This is a genomic window from Rhizobium sp. L51/94 (assembly GCF_019355555.1).
In the GTDB taxonomy this organism is placed as follows: Bacteria; Pseudomonadota; Alphaproteobacteria; order Rhizobiales; family Rhizobiaceae; genus Rhizobium; species Rhizobium rhododendri.
Map to the genome: position 1 here is coordinate 22,113 of NZ_CP072144.1, position 17,734 is coordinate 39,846.

16 protein-coding genes are annotated in these 17,734 nt (G+C 59.7%); 6 read left to right on the plus strand and 10 right to left on the minus strand.

Features of this window, described 5'->3' with window-relative positions:
• Positions 1-1,212: a plasmid partitioning protein RepA gene (gene repA, locus J5274_RS25895; protein WP_142824948.1), complete on the minus strand. Its 1,212-nt coding sequence runs from the start codon at positions 1,210-1,212 to the stop codon at positions 1-3.
• Between the two features lie 479 nt (positions 1,213-1,691).
• Here repA and J5274_RS25900 point away from each other — a divergent pair, with 479 nt between their 5' ends.
• Positions 1,692-1,874 carry a hypothetical protein gene (locus tag J5274_RS25900; RefSeq protein ID WP_142824947.1) on the plus strand — a complete coding sequence of 61 codons (183 nt, stop codon included), beginning with the start codon at positions 1,692-1,694 and terminating at the stop codon, positions 1,872-1,874.
• 170 nt (positions 1,875-2,044) lie between these two features.
• Here J5274_RS25900 and J5274_RS25905 read toward each other — a convergent pair whose 3' ends face one another.
• From J5274_RS25905 to J5274_RS25915, 3 genes are all read right to left on the minus strand, one after another.
• The gene (locus J5274_RS25905; RefSeq protein ID WP_142824946.1) at positions 2,045-3,142 is read right to left on the minus strand and encodes an NADH:flavin oxidoreductase/NADH oxidase; all 1,098 of its coding nucleotides are present in this window, start codon (positions 3,140-3,142) and stop codon (positions 2,045-2,047) included.
• Positions 3,139-4,359: an MFS transporter gene (locus J5274_RS25910; RefSeq protein WP_161990947.1), complete on the minus strand. Its 1,221-nt coding sequence runs from the start codon at positions 4,357-4,359 to the stop codon at positions 3,139-3,141. Before J5274_RS25910 ends, J5274_RS25905 begins: the two co-directional genes overlap by 4 nt.
• Before the next feature lie 168 nt (positions 4,360-4,527).
• Positions 4,528-5,814: an NAD(P)/FAD-dependent oxidoreductase gene (locus tag J5274_RS25915; protein ID WP_219276081.1), complete on the minus strand. Its 1,287-nt coding sequence runs from the start codon at positions 5,812-5,814 to the stop codon at positions 4,528-4,530.
• Between the two features lie 312 nt (positions 5,815-6,126).
• Between J5274_RS25915 and J5274_RS25920 the strand changes: the two genes are divergently transcribed.
• Together J5274_RS25920 and J5274_RS25925 are read left to right on the plus strand one after the other, a co-directional pair.
• Complete coding sequence (locus J5274_RS25920) at positions 6,127-6,582, plus strand: MarR family transcriptional regulator (protein ID WP_161990948.1); 456 nt, start codon at positions 6,127-6,129, stop codon at positions 6,580-6,582.
• A gap of 204 nt (positions 6,583-6,786) precedes the next feature.
• Positions 6,787-7,848 (plus strand): fatty acid desaturase, encoded by a 1,062-nt coding sequence (locus J5274_RS25925; RefSeq protein WP_142824942.1) that lies wholly within the window; start codon positions 6,787-6,789, stop codon positions 7,846-7,848.
• Positions 7,849-8,235: 387 nt separating this feature from the next.
• On the opposite strand, the gene J5274_RS25930 is transcribed toward J5274_RS25925, so the two are convergent.
• From J5274_RS25930 to J5274_RS25940, 3 genes are all read right to left on the minus strand, one after another.
• Complete coding sequence (locus J5274_RS25930; protein ID WP_111221160.1) at positions 8,236-8,616, minus strand: DUF6481 family protein; 381 nt, start codon at positions 8,614-8,616, stop codon at positions 8,236-8,238.
• A 40-nt stretch (positions 8,617-8,656) separates the two neighbouring features.
• On the minus strand, positions 8,657-8,869 hold the full coding sequence (locus tag J5274_RS25935; RefSeq protein WP_111221159.1) for a hypothetical protein: 213 nt from the start codon (positions 8,867-8,869) through the stop codon (positions 8,657-8,659).
• A 131-nt stretch (positions 8,870-9,000) separates the two neighbouring features.
• On the minus strand, positions 9,001-9,234 hold the full coding sequence (locus tag J5274_RS25940; protein WP_279309160.1) for a cold-shock protein: 234 nt from the start codon (positions 9,232-9,234) through the stop codon (positions 9,001-9,003).
• Between the two features lie 352 nt (positions 9,235-9,586).
• Here J5274_RS25940 and J5274_RS25945 point away from each other — a divergent pair, with 352 nt between their 5' ends.
• The 3 genes from J5274_RS25945 to J5274_RS25955 all read left to right on the plus strand — a co-directional run bounded on the left by J5274_RS25945 (position 9,587) and on the right by J5274_RS25955 (position 13,308).
• A complete protein-coding gene (locus tag J5274_RS25945) occupies positions 9,587-10,531 on the plus strand; it encodes a transglutaminase family protein (RefSeq protein ID WP_142824941.1) in 945 nt (314 codons plus the stop codon).
• A gap of 44 nt (positions 10,532-10,575) precedes the next feature.
• Complete coding sequence (locus tag J5274_RS25950) at positions 10,576-11,388, plus strand: transglutaminase family protein (RefSeq protein WP_142824940.1); 813 nt, start codon at positions 10,576-10,578, stop codon at positions 11,386-11,388.
• Positions 11,389-11,505: 117 nt separating this feature from the next.
• Entirely contained in the window at positions 11,506-13,308 is a 1,803-nt protein-coding gene (locus J5274_RS25955) for an adenine deaminase (RefSeq protein ID WP_142824939.1), read from the plus strand.
• A 31-nt stretch (positions 13,309-13,339) separates the two neighbouring features.
• Here the strand turns inward: J5274_RS25955 and J5274_RS25960 are convergent, their stop codons facing one another.
• From J5274_RS25960 to J5274_RS25970, 3 genes are all read right to left on the minus strand, one after another.
• Positions 13,340-14,395 (minus strand): siderophore-interacting protein, encoded by a 1,056-nt coding sequence (locus J5274_RS25960; protein WP_224128031.1) that lies wholly within the window; start codon positions 14,393-14,395, stop codon positions 13,340-13,342.
• A gap of 68 nt (positions 14,396-14,463) precedes the next feature.
• Positions 14,464-16,677, minus strand: coding sequence for a TonB-dependent siderophore receptor (locus J5274_RS25965; protein ID WP_142824937.1), 2,214 nt, complete (start codon positions 16,675-16,677; stop codon positions 14,464-14,466).
• A gap of 172 nt (positions 16,678-16,849) precedes the next feature.
• On the minus strand, positions 16,850-17,728 hold the full coding sequence (locus tag J5274_RS25970) for an AraC family transcriptional regulator (protein ID WP_142824936.1): 879 nt from the start codon (positions 17,726-17,728) through the stop codon (positions 16,850-16,852).
• Positions 17,729-17,734: the final 6 nt, after the last annotated feature.

The window sequence follows — 17,734 nt, forward strand, 5'->3', positions numbered from 1 at the left end:
TCAGCGACCCCATGCTTTGTGGACCAGCGCGGCGATCTCAGCATTCACAGCCTCCATCGATTCCAACGCACGGTCGTATGTGGTGCGCGTGAACTGGCTGCGATCTACTTCGTAGAGGGTCTGGTTGGTAAGCGCAGCATCGGAGATCGCAACGCTTCGCAGCATGGGGTTGGTGAGGACGTGCTGCTTGAACATCGATCTCATGAACGCCACCATCTGCGTTTGCGGTCCATCGGTCGGATCGTAGCGCGTCACGAGATAGCGCATCCAGTCGAGGTTCATATCGGCGCCCGCACCCTTCAAGGTGTTCAGGATTTCCCCGAGCATCTGCAGGAATTGGCACATGGACATCACATCGAGCATCTGCGGATGTACCGTGATGAGCACCGCCGTGGCGGCGCAAATCGCGCTCATTGTCAGAAATCCAAGCTGGGGAGGGCAGTCGATAACGATGACGTCGTAATCGTCGGATACAGATGACAAGGCCTCGTCCAGCCGTGCGAAAAAGATGCGCCCGTAGTCGTTGCCCTGCCCCTGCGCCAGGATACGCGGTGTATCGTGCTCGAACTCCATAAGTTCGAGGTTGCCCGGCACGATGTCGAGACCCGGAAAATTGGTTTTCCGCACGACTTCCCTAAGCGGTCTCCGACGCTCGTCATAACGGATCGCAGCATAAAGCGTCTCGTTCTCATCGAGATCAAATTCGGGCTGGAAGCCGTGGATCGCCGAAAGGCTGGCCTGCGGATCGAGATCGACGGCCAGAACGCGATGCCCGGTCAAAGCCAGATGCTGGGCGAGGTGGGCCGCCGTGGTTGTCTTGCCCGACCCGCCTTTGAAATTCACGACCGCAATGACCTGCAGATGGTCCTTGGCGCGGCGATGCGGTACGTAGTGCTGGCCGGCGCGACCATTCTGCTCCAGATACTGACGCATCTCCAGCAATTGCTCCGCCGTGTAGGAGCGACGGCCTGATGGTGTAACCTGCGGCAGCGGCCCCTTTGATTCGAGCGACAGGTTACGCAGATGGCCACTGGTGACGCCAAGAAAATGCGCGGCTTCGCTGAGATGAAACTGCCTGAGCGTCTTCTGCGCGGTCGGCGGAAACATCTCGAGCCGGTGCTGCTTCAGCTTGTCGGACAGCTCTCGGGCTTGGCCGATGATAAGCTGGTCGACCTCCGAAATAGGCTTTCCGAGCGTTGCTGCCATATTCATCTAATTTTCTCGCAAATGCGTTTTGTAAGCTACTTGGCTTCTCAAAGCGCATTTGAGACCGATTCTCACTGGCGGGCAAGGGCTTTATCGTTAACGACGGCTATGGACACATAAGACCGGTGGAGAAGTTTACCGCAGTAAACATGTCGTCCCGCTTATCAAGCGATGGTTCCTGAACGCGCCAAGTGCGAATTCTTAGGATTTCCTGCTCTCTTTTAATGATCGCCGTCTCAACGATCTTTATTATGTGAGCCCAGCTAACCGATACAGCGAGCAGACCTGCACCTGCGTTTGAAATACCGGCCCCTAAAGAAAACAACAATCCAGACGCGAGTGTCCGCCAACGGACGATCCTGAAAAGCGATGAAACCTTCCGCGGACCTTCGCATTAAACAAAAGTCGCCTTATCAATGGCGAGTGCATCCGCGCGCTTGACCGCAATGGGGCTGGCACGTTGCGACCGACCCACGGAGGATTCAATGGAAGAGCAGAAAAAACGCAGACTTCAGCTTTCAAAAGAGCAGAAAAGAGTGCTTGCGGACGCTGCAACTGAGGCAGCATTCGCAGACAATGAACAGCGTCGGAAAGCGCGCGAAGAAAAAACAGCCCGGCTGCGCGCCCTGCGCTTGGCGAGCGAGGCTAAAGTCAGCGAAAGAGCCTGACCCATAGTAGGCTGTCTCGACAGCACTGTGAAAGATTCAAGCTAGCCTGTGGACTGCAGCGATCAGATATCGCGAAAAGCCTCAACGTGGCACAGAGTACAGGCTAGCGCTTTCACCCCAACAAAGTCCAAGCCACTTGGCCCGGACCTCCAGCTTTAAATCGACATCAATCAACCCTGACGAAATAATTTAGATTTCCCATGCGGAGCAGCGCGCAGGTACGAGGGCGGAACCTCGATGGTCGCACCGAGCTCCGCCGCAGCATGCCATCCCCAGCGTGGATCGTAGAGCATCGCGCGTGCGAGTGCCACGAAGTCAGCCTTACCGCTCGAGACGATCTCCTCCGCCTGTTTGGCCTCGGTGATCAGACCAACCGCGATAGTCGTAACGCCTGTTGCTTGCTTGATCTCGTCGGCGAAGGGCACCTGGTAGCCCGGTCCTGCGGTGATCTGCTGCAACGGCGACACGCCGGCCGAGGAGACATCGATCCAATCGACCCCGCGCTTTTGCAGTTCCTTGACGAACGCAATGCTCTGAGCGACATCCCATCCACCCTCGACCCAATCCGTTGCGGAAATTCGCACGCCAACGGCCTTGTCGGACGGGAACGCCGCGCGGACAGCGTCGAACACTTCGAGCGGAAAGCGCATGCGGTTTTCGAGAGACCCGCCGTACTCGTCCGTCCGCTGGTTGGAGAGGGGCGACAGAAATTGATGCAGGAGATAGCCGTGGGCGGCATGTAGCTCGACACCATCCAGCCCAAGTCTTGCTGCCCGTGCAGCAGTCGCTGCGAAAGCATCGCGCACGCGCGCCAATCCGGCAGCATCGAGAGCGGTTGGCTCGCGCTCGCCATCCTTGTGAGGAAGAGGGGAGGGGGCAAAGTTCTCCCAGCCACCTTCAGCAAGCGGTATGAGTTCGCCACCTTCCCAAGGCAAATGGCTGGACGCCTTGCGGCCGGAATGACCCAATTGCATGACGATAGCCGTCTTTGAGACGAGACGAATAGCATCGATCGCCGGTTTCAGGGCAGCTTCCGTTTCGTCGTTCCACAGGCCGAGGTCGCCGGGCGTGATACGGCCGGCTGCCTCCACGGCTGTCGCTTCCAGAAACAGCATGCTTGCGCCCGAAAGCGCCAACCCGCCGAGGTGGACTTCATGCCAGGCGGTGGCCTTGCCGTTGTCGGCGACATACTGGCACATCGGCGAAACGACAATCCGGTTGGGCAGGGTCAGATTGCGAAGTTCAAACGGTGAGAAAAGGGTGCTCATGGACGGTTTCCAATAACGTGACGGGAGGAGGGGGTAGGGGAGGCGTAGAGAACAGCGAGCAACATGGCGCACAATGACAGGCCGGCAATGATAGCCGATCCCACATCGACGGCGAAGTTCAAGCCGTAGAGTGTGGCAATCTTCCCGAGCAGGAGTGCTGCCAGCCCCTGGGCGAGATAGGCAACCAGGAACAGCGCCGACAAGGTACCGCCGCGATGGCGTGGCGGCGCATTGGCGTTCAAGAGCCCAAGCCCGCCGGAAAACAGCAGGCTGTAGGATATGCCGCCGAACACGAGCGCCGTTGCAAACAGGCTGAGCGAATGCTGGCTGGCGGAAAAGGCAAGCAGGCCAACTGCAGTCAGCGAGGAAAGACCTCCGATCAAGATCGTGGCGGACGACTTCAGGCCTCTGGCGGGGATAGCAACCGCGCCACCGACGAAGGCGAAGAGTGCGATGGTGGCGCCGTTGACCATGGCATTCGGCGAGCCGATCACGTCATGGGCGATCTGTGCCCCGAGTGACAGGATGATGGTGCCCATCGCATAGGACGCAGTGACGGCGATGGTTGAAGTCGCGAAAATCTTGCGCAGGCCGCGCGGGATGACGATGGCCTTGAACCGCCAGGGGCCGGAGGCCTCCGTGCTGAGATGGCGGGGAAGAAACCAGGTCGCCGCAAATATGCCGGCAAGAACCACGAGAAGCACGATGAAATTCAGGCGCGTCGGAAACGGTGCATATTGTATCAGTGCGCCGCCAACCAGCGCTGCGCATATCAGGCCGGTGACCTGGGCGAGCGTAGTAATGGCGCTGGCTTTTTGACCTTGACCCGGCGCGCTGAATTCCACGAGTGCGGCAGCCGACGGCCCGGCAGAAAGTCCGACCCCGATGCCCATGAAAGCGCGTCCGACCAGTACCCACCAGACATCCGGCGCCACCGCGAACAGCAACACACCGATCAGCGAAGCGGCCAACCCGAACAACATCGTCTTGCGACGACCGACATAATCGGAAATATCGCCGAAACCCACAAGGACCAGGACCACCACGATGGGATAGATCGCAAAGATTGCCGTCGTGGCAAACGGCGTCAGGCCCCACTGCCTGGCATAGAGCGGGTAGGTCATGGCCGGTGCAGCACTGGTCCATAGCGTGTGGGCAACGACTGCAGCGGCCGTCCAGAAGCTCGCCCGGCGACTGAAAGTGAAGCGATTGAGCATGTCTAATCCCTGTCGATACTGCGAAACCCAAGACAGGGCATCAGAAGAGCATGGTGGAGCCGCCATATGACGGCTTATCGATTGTCGAATCGAATACGTAAGGTGCGGCGATAGGCCGGATATAAGGCTGTGTCGCGCTCAAAAGTATCTCGCGGAAAATATGGTAGGCTAGCTTTCGTTTGCAAGTGCATTGGCTGCAGGTGCTGGCGCAGCATCGATAATCCTTTCAGCCGCTGCAACGCCTGTCTCGAAGGCGCCATGGGCCGTGGAATAACGCGCCACGGAACAAGCTTCGCCGGCAAACAACAAGCGTCCGTCGACGGGCTCGGCGAGCACGCCGCGCGCAGAAACAGCGCCCGGCCTGGCATAGGCATAAGCGCCACCGATATGCGGTGATGTTGCCCAGCCGGACATCGTCACAAATTCCAGATCGCCGCGAATTGCGCTTCCGAAGACGCCTCCCAGTTCATCGCGCGCAAACGCCAGCGCCGCAGCATCGCCCGCCCTTTCCAGATCATGGGCAAGCGGACCGGCGAAGTAGGCCTCGATGATCGGCTGACCAAAGGCGCGGATATGATAGCTGCCAGTGGCACTCGTCGTGGCTGAGCCGTAGGCCTGCGTATCCACCGGCAAATCGAGATCGGAAGGCAAGCGCAGAAAAAGCTTGTTGGCGAGGCCAAGGGGCAGGGAGGCCGCCGCCTCGATCTTGTGCGGCAAGGCTGGCGTAAAACGTATGGTCTCTCGCGCCACCATATCGGTGGACAGCGTGACGATCACCCAGCGTGCCATCAACGCCCCCCGATTGGTCTCGACGACGACAGACGTGCGAGAGCGGTGGTCTATGCCGGTCACGACTGTATGAAGCGAAATGGGCAATGTACCGGCGTAAGTGCTGATCAGCGCCCCGTAGCCCTCACGCACCCGCCAGTCGGGACCCTCGCCAGGCGCGTAGTTGGCATAGTCCAGAAGGGAGGACTGATCCAGCGCTGCGCCGTTCAGATAGGTCCCGATCGCCTCGATCCGAGGGTTCCAGGGGTTATCCGGCTCGAGCAAGTCCGAAAGGGGTTTGTCGGACTCTCCCCGATAATTCTCGGCGCGCTCGAAGAAGTCACCGATTGCCGCATATGCCGCTTCGTCGTTCTGCAGCCGGCGGCCGCCGTCGCTCCATGGCGCCGGTGTCTGGTCAACGACCAGCCCCAGGTCACCTGCAACAGAAGTCCATGCATTGGTTTGGGCGCCATGGAGCCAGCCGCAACCGAGATCGACAGGTTGTCCTGCCAGGAGTTTCGGTCGAACCGTGAGCGCCCGACCACCGATATGCGCGCCGGCCTCAAGAATTTGCAGCGATAAGTCCGGACGGACGGTTTGCAAGTGGCGTCCGGCGGCAATGCCGGCGGCGCCGGCGCCGATGATGATCACGTCCACCTCGCGGCGGACGACTGCCTGCGACAGCATTTGTGTCTCCGATTAAAAGGACATCATTAAACACGGGATGCCCCAGATCGACAGGGGGATTTACGCGGCGCGCATTCACCATTTCGGCACCAGATCGGTCTCACTGCCAGAACTTTTGCCGGGGCCCAGTGTCAGCCGCCTTGCCGACAATCGAGGAAGACTTTTTTACCGATAAAAAACGTCGGCCCGTCGCAATTTTCGTGCTTAAAAGGCGGCATCCGTTTAAAGGAAACAACTACGGGCGATAGCCATTGTCTATCGTAAGACAATATTTGAAAATGCAGCGTCGAAATCAGAGTGAATGCTATGCCGATGAGAGAGTTGCACGAGCGGATGGGCGTTAATCTTGTGCTCCTGGCCCGCCTTTACCGTAGGGCCCTGGATGGTGCTCTGAAGCCTTACGAGCTATCGGAGGCCACCGTTCTGCCAATGCGCTACATTGCCCGCCTCGGCGACAACATCCGTCAGGGCACTCTTGCCGATGTCCTCAATCTGGAGGGACCGACGTTGGTACGGGTTCTCGACCAGCTTACGGAGTTGGGCTATATCGATCGTATCGAAGACCCGCAGGATCGACGCGCCAAAACGTTGCGTCTGACAGCCGCCGGACAGGCGCTGAACACCGAGTTAAGCAACGTATTGGCAAAGCTCCGTGCCGAGCTTTTCGAGGGCGCAAGCGAAGACGATGTGAATGCAACCCTCCGCGTGATGTCGCAACTCGATGCCAATCTTCAGCGCCGGCGCCGGCTCGAGCCGACAGCGGATTAAGCATGGCGACGGACAGTCGACGGATCCGGCAGAAAGGTCAGCGTCGAATTAAACACGAAACGGCCTCATTGGTTGTATACACCTGCCTGAGATGGCCGCATGGGATATACGGGGATCGTCCGGCGAGATAACATCGGTCTCGTTTCATAGGCAGATAGTTCCACACTGTCAGCTAGCTCTTCCTTCCATTGCGCAGAAAGTCCAATGCCGGTGCATAACGCCACGACTAAGCCCGCTCTTGCGGACGTTTCATCCGCTCCTGCTGATATTACCAACGAAAAAGCCTGGCTCAAGATCCTGTCGAAATATCGCCAGCCACGCGGTACTCGTAGCGCGTTCGAACTGGCAGTGACCGTCATCCCCTTTATCGTTTTCTGGGTACTGTCCTGGATCGCCGTTCACTACAGCTTCTGGCCCGGCCTAATCCTGATTGTTCCGGCAGCGGCGTTTCTGCTGCGCCTGTTTATGATCCAGCACGATTGCGGCCATGGCTCGTTTTTCGCCCGCCGTCGCGTCGACGACTGGACGGGCCGTATCATTGGCGTGCTGACGCTGACACCTTACGACTATTGGCGTCGCGCCCATGCCGAACACCACGCCTCTGCCGGCAATCTGGACGAACGCGGCGTCGGTGACATCGCCACGCTGACGATTGCGGAATACAAGGCTCTGTCGCTTCGCGGCCGCATGACGTACCGCCTCTATCGCAACCCGGTGGTCATGTTCGGCATCGGGCCGATCTGGCTGTTTCTCTTCAAGCAGCGGCTGCCATTCGGCATGATGCGCTCCGGGCTGCAGCCATGGGTATCGACGATGGCGACCAACGCCGCCGTCGCGGTGGTCGCCGGCCTGCTCATGTGGGCCGTCGGCGTCGTGCCGTTCCTGCTGGTGCACTTGCCGATCGTCGTGCTCGCCGGCGCCGCAGGCATCTGGCTGTTCTACGTCCAGCACCAGTTCGAAGAAACCCATTGGTCCGAGCCGCCGGAGTGGCAGTTTCCCCACGCCGCCCTGCACGGTGCATCGAATTACGACTTGCCGGCCCCGCTGATGTGGATCACCGCCAATATCGGTATCCATCATGTCCATCACCTTGCCAGTCGAGTCCCTTACTACCGGTTACCGGAAGTGCTGCGCGACCATCCGCAATTGCGCAATGTCGGGCGTATCACGATCATGGAAAGCATCCGCTGCGTAAAGCTCGTCCTCTGGGACGAGAAGACCCGCCGCCTCGTGTCGTTCCGCGACGCAGCCGCCCTGCCAGCATAAGCCAAAAATCGGCCGGCGGACCTTCCGCCGGCACCTCACAGCCAACTGAATACCTTGTCGCAGTCAGCGAGGCCGCAGCAGCACCATTGCGGCTGCACAGGCGACGAGAAACGCCACGCACCAGAACAGTCCGCGTTTCAATTGACGCAGCCGACGCGTCCGGCCGCCATACCAATCATACACCAACGCCTTACTCCACCCGTACCCCTATGCGGGAGGACGATAGCCCTTTCTGCGCGCTCGGCAAGCGGCGGCTTTCGCACGCGACGCACAGCAAAGCCGTCTGGATCGCTGGTAGAACTCACCCAATCGTCGGAAAGACTGCAGCACAACGCAAATAGCCGGCCTTTCAAGGGCCGGCTAGTATTTGAATTTGCTGTGGAAAACCTAGCGCTGGCGGGCCTTGCGGGCTGCATAGCGGCGGTCGCGTTCGGCCTTGCGGGCGGCCTCGTCGGCGGCCATCTGCTCGACGCTCTTTACAGCTTCGGCTTCCTGGGCTTCGGCATGAGCCTTCGCTTCGGCACTGGCGGCAGCGGTCTTGGCTGCGGCTTCGGCCAGCTGGCGCGCATATTCCTCGCGCTTTTCCTGCTCGCGTTCGGCACGGCGCGCTTCACGCGCTTCCGCTGCTGCCGCACGCTCCGCGCGCTTGGCGACCACATCCGGGTCGGTCGGCTTCGGAGCGGTGGCGAATTTCGTCAAAAGCTGCTTCTTGGCTTCGGTGGCAGCCTTGCGGCGCTCGGCAAAGCCATTATCGTTTACGTGTCTCAAGCGGTCGTCGTCCTTATTGGTGGTTTTGCCTCATGGCTTCTCAGCGCTTTGTGGCTTTCTTCGGCTTGCCTACCTGTGGCACAGCATTGGCTTCTTTTTCAAGTCGCAATTCCCGAAGACGGGCTGTCTTGGCGTCGCGATCGGCGGCGACTTCGTCGATTTCGGATATTGTCCTGGTCCGAGCCAGGTATTCCGTTTGCGTCTTGCTGAAAGCGATTTCAGCCTGTTCGCGGGATTTCGAATTCTCCGTCACGTTTCAATCCTCCTCAAAGCGTGTCGTCGGTATTGAAGCGAAAAAGGCCAGACTATAGGTCTGACCTTCCCTTGGACTAAAGCCCCTGCATCATGCCAGTACATCCGTGGTCATGGCGAGGCTAAAGACCGTTAAGCAGCCTGGAGCTGGCCGGCAGACATTTTGCCAGACTTGTTGTCACGCTCAAGCTCGAAAGAAAGCTTCTGGCCTTCGACAATTTCGCGCATCCCTGCACGCTCGACAGCCGAGATGTGTACGAACACGTCCGCGCCGCCGTTGTCAGGCTGAATGAAGCCGAAGCCCTTGGTGGAGTTGAACCATTTTACTGTGCCGGTGGTCATGACGAACCCTTTCCATTGCAACATCGTTTTTCGCAGAGCGATACTCGGCGAATAAATTTTCGATTTTTGAAAGGGGAATTTCGTAAAGAAAGCGTCAAGCGCCAGCAAACACAAATATCGCAAACAACTACCGATGACTTTTTAGTAGCCGAACCGCTCCTCTTTGTCAACTCTTGGCGCACCCTTCGGGCTGCCACACCGCGTTTACAAGCTCCAGCTAAATTTTTACGGCATTATATATTGTCCTCTAATATGAACGGGAATGACGTACGAATCGGATCATCGCTTCCATGACCGGCGAAAAAATATAGCATGGCCGCTTTTCCAGAATCGATGCAGCCTCCGGCGCATGCAGGCTGTGAAGGGCATTTGAACGATGACTGTCTTTTCCGTCAAACATATCACGGTCTACCGCTATAAGAAGCCAGTCGCTTTCGGGGAGCACCGGCTGATGTTCCGCCCGCGCGACAGCTTCGACCAGCGGCTCCTCGAATCGACACTGCTCGTCGAGCCGAAACCCAGCAGCGTCCGATGGATTCTCGACGTCTTCGGAAACTGTGTCGCGCTGGTGAACATTTCCGAGCCGGCCAGCGAGTTGCGCTTCGAAACAAGGATCCGTCTCGACCACACGCCCCAGGTGGCCCTGAACCTTCAGATCGACGACACCGCTCTGCAATATCCGTTCGCCTATGACCCCGACGAAGTCGCAGACCTCCGGCCGACCATAGAGCGTCACTATCCTGATCCGCATGACATAGTCGGCAAATGGGCGCGCCAGTTCGTCCGCATCGGGCAGCCGACTGCGACCGGCCAGTTGCTGATGACGATGTGCTTTGCCATCCATGAAAGCTTCGCCTACGCACGCCGCTCTGCGCGCGGCACGCAGTTGCCGATCGAGACGCTGAAGCTGCGCAAGGGAACCTGTCGCGATTTCGCACTGCTGATGATCGAGGCGGCCCGCTCACTCGGCCTCGCCGCTCGCTTCGTCACCGGTTACGTCTTCGTTCCCAGCCGCAACGATTCAGCGATACGGGGCGGCGGCTCCACCCATGCCTGGTGCCAGGTCTATCTGCCCGGCGCCGGGTGGGTCGAATTCGATCCGACCAACGGAATTGTTGGAAATCGCGATCTGATCCGTGTCGGCGTTGCTCGCGATCCGCGCCAGGCAATCCCACTCACCGGCAGTTATGACGGAGAAGCTGAGGATTATGACGACATGACGGTACAGGTAAACGTGACAACCGAGCGGAGTGCAGGTACGCTTCCGGAAAGGGCCGAAAGAGCCATGGAACAGTCTCTCTCCTGCAACGTTCAACGGTAGCTCATGCCAATTTGCATGGGTTTCCCATAAACAAAGGCTAAGTGATGAAAATAAGTGCCGGCTTCAGCATTGCGTACGACTGCCCGCAGCCAACTCCTATGTTGCTGTGCCTGAACATTCACCCGTCGCGGCGCATTGACCTGTTGTCCGACCAGGTCCTTACCTTTGACAGGGACATCGAAGCTTCAGGCTACACCGACAGTTTTGGCAACGCATGCACACGCATCGTGGCGCCCGCCGGCGTAACGACAATTTCCACTGCCTTCGAAATCTACGATACCGGCCTGCCGGACAATATTCCGGTGGATGCCGTGCAGCACGAGATCAAGGATCTGCCGAACGACGTGCTCGTCTACCTGCTGGGCAGCCGCTATTGCGACACAGATCGGCTGGCGAACTTCGCCTGGTCGCAATTCGGCAATACACCTTTCGGCTGGCAGCGCGTCAAGGCGATCCTCGATTTTGCCCATAACCAGATCAGGTTCGACTACCAGCAGGCCGATTCCACCCGCAGCGCCTATGGCGGCTTCATAGATCGGGTCGGCGTCTGCCGCGACTACGCGCATCTCGCCATCACGCTTTGCCGCTGCATGAACATTCCGGCGCGCTATTGCACCGGCTATCTCGGCGATATCGGCGTGCCCATCGATGTTAACCCGATGGATTTCAGCGCATGGTTCGAAGTCTATCTCGGTGGCAACTGGCATACGGTCGATGCTCGTCACAACAAGCCGCGCATTGGCCGTATCCTGATGGCAACCGGTCGCGATGCCACAGACGTCGCCCTGACCACGAATTTCGGCCCGGCGAACCTGGTGCGGTTTGAAGTGGTTACTGACGAGATTGCTGCCGAGTAACGGCTCTCCCCCCAACACCCACAGAAGTCCCTCCGGCGAATGCAACACCCGTTGCATTCGCCGCTTGCGTTTGCGAGCATGCATCTTTGCACGGCCCCGACAAGAGATTGGATTTCCATGACAACGCTGACCCGCTTTTCCATCAAGCCGCTCTCCACCATGACGCGCACTCTTGCCGACGTCGCCTCGGCGCGTCGCGAGCCCGATCTGGTTATCAGCGATGCGCGCGTGCTCTCGACCTATTCGGAACGCATTCTGCCCGGCAAGGAAATCTGGATCTCCGGCGGCCGCATTGCTGCGGTCAAACCGAACGGCATCTATAAGGGGACACAGGCCAAACGCTACGATGCGAAAGGCGGTATCATCGCCCCCGGATTGGTCGATCCGCATATCCACATCGAATCGAGCATGGTCACGGCCTGCGCCTATGCGGAGGCCGCTCTTCTGAACGGCACGACGACGATTTTCTGCGACAGCCACGAGATCGGCAACGTCATGGATGTCGCCGGTGTCGAAGCCATGCTGGAAGACGCGCGACAGGCGCCGCTGTCGATCTTCCTGACGGTGCCGAGCACCGTGCCGGCAACCTCGCCAGTGTTCGAGACGGCCGGGGGCGATCTGACGCCTGCGAAAATCGCAGCTCTGTTCGACAAATGGCCCGAGGCGGTCGCTCTTGGCGAGAAAATGGACTTCGTCCAGGTCGCCATGGGTGACGAGCGCAGCCACGCCATTCTTGCTGCGGCGCTGGAAAGGGGCAGACCGGTGTCCGGGCACGTCTACGGCCGCGAATTTGTGTCGGCCTATGCTGCGTCCGGTGTCACGGACACCCATGAAGCCATCGACCGGGACATTGCCGACGATATGCTGGAGGCAGGCATCTGGCTCTTCCTGCGCGGCGGCCCGCCGACGACGCCATGGCACAGCCTGCCGCTGGCGATCAAGACCATCACCGAGCTCGGCGCTTCGCACAAGCGCATCGCCGTATGCACCGACGACCGCGATGCCGACGACCTGCTGCTGTTCGGCCAGGACTGGGTGACGCGGGAGGCGGTGAAGGCCGGCATGACAATCGAGCAGGCTTGGTCGATGGGCTCGCTGCACGGCGCCACGCGCTTCGGCATGGAAAACGAAATCGGCGGCCTCGGCGGTGGACGGCGCGCCGATCTCGTGCTGCTGACCGACGAACTGAAGCCGGTCAGCACGTGGTACGGTGGCGAACTGGTCGTGGACAACCGCAAGATCACCGCTGTCCTCGACGAGGCGCTTTCAAAACCATACCGGTATCCCGAGGCCGCCTACCATACGGTGAAGCTGCCGGCCAATCTGAAACTGACGCCGGACCTCCCGACCACGCCGGTGCTAGCACACACCATCAAGACCGAGCTTCCCGGCATCACCCTCGGCCATGTCACCGTCAGTCTTGAGCCGGCGAACGACTGGCAAACGCATTTCGAGCGCCACGGCCTGTGCTTCGTGACAGTCATCGAGCGTCACGGAAAATCCGCCGGCAATGTCGCCCACGGACTGCTCAACGGCTTCGGGCTGAAGAAGGGTGCGGTCGCGTCGTCCGTCGGCCATGATAGCCATAACATCATCGTCGCCGGCACCAACGAGGCAGACATGCAGGTGGCGCTTGCGGCCATCGAGGAGAAGCAGGGCGGCGTCTGCGTCGTCATGGATGGCAAGGTGACAGCCATGGTGCCGCTGCCGATTGCGGGGCTTTTGTCCGACAAGCGGGTCCACGAGGTAGCCGAAGAAACCAAGCTGCTGAAGATCGAGTGGGAAAAGGCCGAGTGCACCATCGCCTATATGGGCTTCAACCTCATACCGCTTTCGGTCATTCCGGAAATCCGGATCACCGACAAAGGCCTCGTGCTGGTGCCGGAGATGGAGATCGTCCCGCTGTTCGAGCCGACCTGACAATGCGTCGCGAAGGGCAGGGGCCTTCGGATTAAGCGACCGGCACCTGTTGTCGCTGCCAGTACGCGGTGACACTGAAACGATCGCGGTCATAGGCGATTTCCGTTTTCAGGAAAATCCGGATCGCCCGGGCCTCTGCCTGTTCGCAGGCAACCCAGACGAACGGCTTCTCTCCTCCGGCGGCAACCTGCTCGCGCACAATTGCCTCCAGCCGCCCGGACAAGCCATCATTGCGATGAAGCCAGACGACTTGGGCCCTTGCCGCCGTTGGCAAAGGCTGTTCGTCCGCCTTGCCGGACACCTCCACGAATATGCGCAATCGGGCATCTGAAGGTGCGGCTGCGGCAATGCGGGCGATGGCGGGGAGGGCGGTTTCATCGCCAACCAGAATGATGTCGCCGACATCCGGCACATCGCCGCCGCCTGGCCCCAAGAGAGCGGCGCGGTCGCCGGGCTTCGCGGACAGCGCCCAGGCTGCACCCGGCCCATGATCACCCTCGTGGATGACAAAATCGATATCGAGTTCGCCGCGATCCGGATGCAGATTGCGGATCGTGTAAGGACGAACGATCAGCGCATCATCGCCCTTCGGCCACTGGATACGTCCATCCGGCATCGTCTGAGGCCAGACGGGTTGACGGTCACGGGGCGATATCAGCAGCCGGACATGCAGTCCCCCGCGGCTGAAATGGGCGATGTCATCGGTGGCGACAGTGACACGGCGCATGTGGGGCGTGATATCGTGGGCGCCGACGACGGTGATTTCGCGCAAATCCGGCACTGCTGCTACCTGCGGGCCATCCGCCCAGCGAAGATCGAGTTCGTCGTTTTCAGCGGACTTGAACAGGTGCTCCGCTACCATGCAGCGAATGGTGAACAGCATCGAGGCCGTCGGGCATTGCAGATTGATGATCAGCCGGTTGTCGGCAAGCGCTATGTCGCCGCCACCTATCGTCGTCTCGATAGTTGCGCCGTCAGACGTGCGGACGACGTAGTCCGGCAACTGGGCACAAAGCTGGTCCAGCAACTTCGCTGCATCGGCGGGAATGGCAACGCCGGAGGCGGTAAACACAGCGGCGTTCATCATTGAGTATCTCCTCGTTCTGCGCTGTCGGATGAAAGGGGGGCGCCAGCCACCCGCTTCCGGTCAGCCGCCTACCACTTCTTGCTGAGTTTCAGGGTAAAGGTCCGAGCATCGGCGTAACCGCAGGTATTCACCCCGGCGCAACCCGAGACGTATTCCTTGTCGAAGACGTTGGCGACGTTGAGCGCTGCGCCCCAGCCGTTCTTTTCGTAACGCACGGCGGCATCGAAGACGGTGGCCGAGGGCACGCGCAGCGTGTTGGCGGCATCGGCCCAGGACTTGCCCTGGTAGCGCATGCCGGCACCGAGGCTGACGCCCTCGAGTGCACCGTCGGTAACGGCGTAGTCGAGCCAGAGCGAGGCGGTCGAGTTCGGCACCAGATAGGGCGAATTGCCGACGATGCTGGTGTCGAGGTTCTTCGTGACCTCCTGGTCCGTGTACGAGTATGAGCCGAGCAGCTTCCAGTTCTGGTCAAGATTGACCTTGCCTTCCAGTTCGACCCCGCGCGAGCGCACCTCGCCGAGCTGGTACTGCAGGAAGGTGGCAGGATCGGTCAGCGCCATGTTCTTTCGGTTGATGTTGAAGATCGAGGCGGTAAACAGGGCGTCCATAAAGGTCGGCTGGTATTTGATGCCGGCTTCATATTGTTCGCCCTCTTCGGGGACCAGTCCCGCACCGGTAGCGGTCGTGCCGATCAGCGGGTTGAAGAATGTTCCGACGCTGACGTAAGGCGTGATGCCGTTGCCGAAGTCGTAGGCAAGACCAGCACGGCCGCTGGGCGACTTGCTGTTCGAACCGGAATCCGTGGAGATCCGGGAGTCGACATTCTCGTCGACGAAATCGTAGCGGCCGTTGAGGGTCACCAGCCAGCCGTCGCCGAATTTCATCTGGTCCTGAGCATAGACGCCGAGCTGCTGCTGCGTCATTACCTGGTCGAGATAGACGAAGTTGGCGCCCTGGGTGCTGTTGTAGACCGGGTCGGTGGCGCTGATAGGGTTCGAGCCGCAGCAGGCTTGCACGTTATCGAGGCGATAGAGCGCATAATCAGTGCCAACCAGAAAGTTGTGGCTGATGCCGCCCAGGTCGAACTCACGCTGGGCATTGTTGTCGACCGAGAAGGAATCGGCCTTGCTATGCTCCGTGAAGCCGATACGCGCCAGTTCGTAGCTCGGGTCACTGTAGCCGGCAGCATTCGGGTCGCCGCCCACATAGCCATTGAGATACGGGCCTTCCTCGTCCTTCTTCAGATGACCGTAACGCAGGTTCTGCGAAAGCTTCCAGCCACCATCGAATTCATGCTCGATGGAGTAGCCGACCATTTCCTGGCTATAGGTTTCCTTGTCGATGCTCGGTTCGCCGTAGAAAGCCTTGCGGTCGATCTTGCCGAACGGGGCATCGACGACGGTGCCGACATAGGGGAAAAAGCCATTGCCGCTGTGCACTTCGTCGAGGCCGCTGACATAGGCATAGACCGAAAACTTGGTGGATTCGTCTGGCGAGATGGTGATCTGCGGCATAACGAAGCCACGCAGGTCGTGTGTGAAATCGCTGTACTGGTCGCCACCGGCGACTTTGCCGGTCAGGCGGTAGCTCCACACTCCGTCGGCGCTGAGCTTGTCGGAGAAGTCAAAGCCGGCATAGGCATTGCCGTTGTTGTTGATCCCGATCTCCGTGTAGTAAAGCGGCTGATCGGTCGGTTCCTTGCGGACCATATTGACGATACCGCCTGGATTGGTGCCGCCGTAGGTTACTGACGAGGCGCCCTTCAGCACTTCGATGCGTTCGAGCGAGAATGGATCGATCTGGAAGCCGCCGAAGCCGTAGCTGAACAGCGTCAGGCCATCGAGAAAAACGCCTGTCTGGGTCGCATCGAAGCCGCGGATATAAAACCAGTCGGTGTCGCCGTCATTGCCGAACGGTTGTGTGTTGACACCCGGCGTATAGCGCAGGGCTTCATCCACCTTGTTTGTAATACCGCGATCCTGCATTTCCTGCTGACCGACCACCGATACCGACTGCGGCAGGTCCTTGATCGGAATATCCGCTTTCGATCCCGCCGTCGTGGTCTTGGCAACATAACCCTTGACCGGATCGCGGCCGGTCGTATCGCTTCCGGTGTCGGTCGCGCCGGCCTTGCCGCCCTGACCGCCCTGCACCACGAGTGGCTTGAGTTCGGTCGGCTGCGTCTCCTCTGCCGTCGCCGATGTGACAAGCGCAAGGCTCGCCATCGCCACGCCCGCTGCCAGCCGCGCCTTGAATGAAATTCCCTTGGTCAAATACGTCATGTCCTGCGCCCCATTGCGCGCCGCCCTTCACCCTCAAGGCGGCGCCGTCTCAATATAAGATGAGTTGTTAACTCATATTAAATCGAAGGGCTTGTCGCAATTTCGCAAAATAGAACGTTTTTGGGCAATTGTGGCAGATGTCGGCATTTGCCCGGGCCCTGTGTCAAAAGCCTCACACAAGCTGGCTCTTCCTCCAGTTTGCCGGCGTCGTGCCGATGTGCTTGCGAAAAACACGGGTGAAATGCGCCTGGTCCGAAAACCCTGTCTCGACGGCCACATCCGTCAAGGGCGTATCCGAAATCATCAGTTGCTTGGCCCGATCGAGCCGAGCCTTCGTCTGCCATTGGTGCGGGGGAATGCCGGTCGAGGCCTTGAAGGCGTGGCTGAAGTGCGATTGCGACATGCTGGTCAACGACGCCAGTTCCTCCAGCCGAATATTTCTGAGACAATTTTCCTCGATGTAATCGACCACCCGGCGCAATTGCCAAGCAGCAAGTCTGCTGCGCTTGCGCGGTGCTGTGCGGGAGAGTTGCAGCACATCGATCAACAGCGAGACCGCCAGTCCGTCGCCGTAGAGATCGTGCAGCGGCGCGGGATTTTCGCATTCCGCCGCGATAAGACCTGCCAGCGCCAGCACGCGCGGATCGGAAAACAGCAGGCGGGGATTGCCCAGCCTGGCGGGATCAAGGTCCTCCATCAGGCGGCGGCTGAGCCCTTCCGCGCTGAAGTGGATATCGAGATGACGGACGAAATCGATATCCACCATATCGGCCCACATCTCCAGCCCGGCCGGTATGTAGGAGGCACGCGGCGCATTTCCCTGCTGCACGCCGGCCGCTTTTGGCGACAGCTTGAGGCTGCATTGACCGGAGCCGCGCGCGTCCAGGAGGACGAACAGCCGGGGATCGTCGGAAACGTAGTAGCCGCCGGCATAGGGGGCGCAATCGACGTCCCAGACATCGGCGACGATTCCATTCCAGACGCGACGGTGAACCCCGCCGATGACGGAGAAGCCTTCAATCTTGTTGTCCATGCGTGGGTGAAATGTCATCGCTCA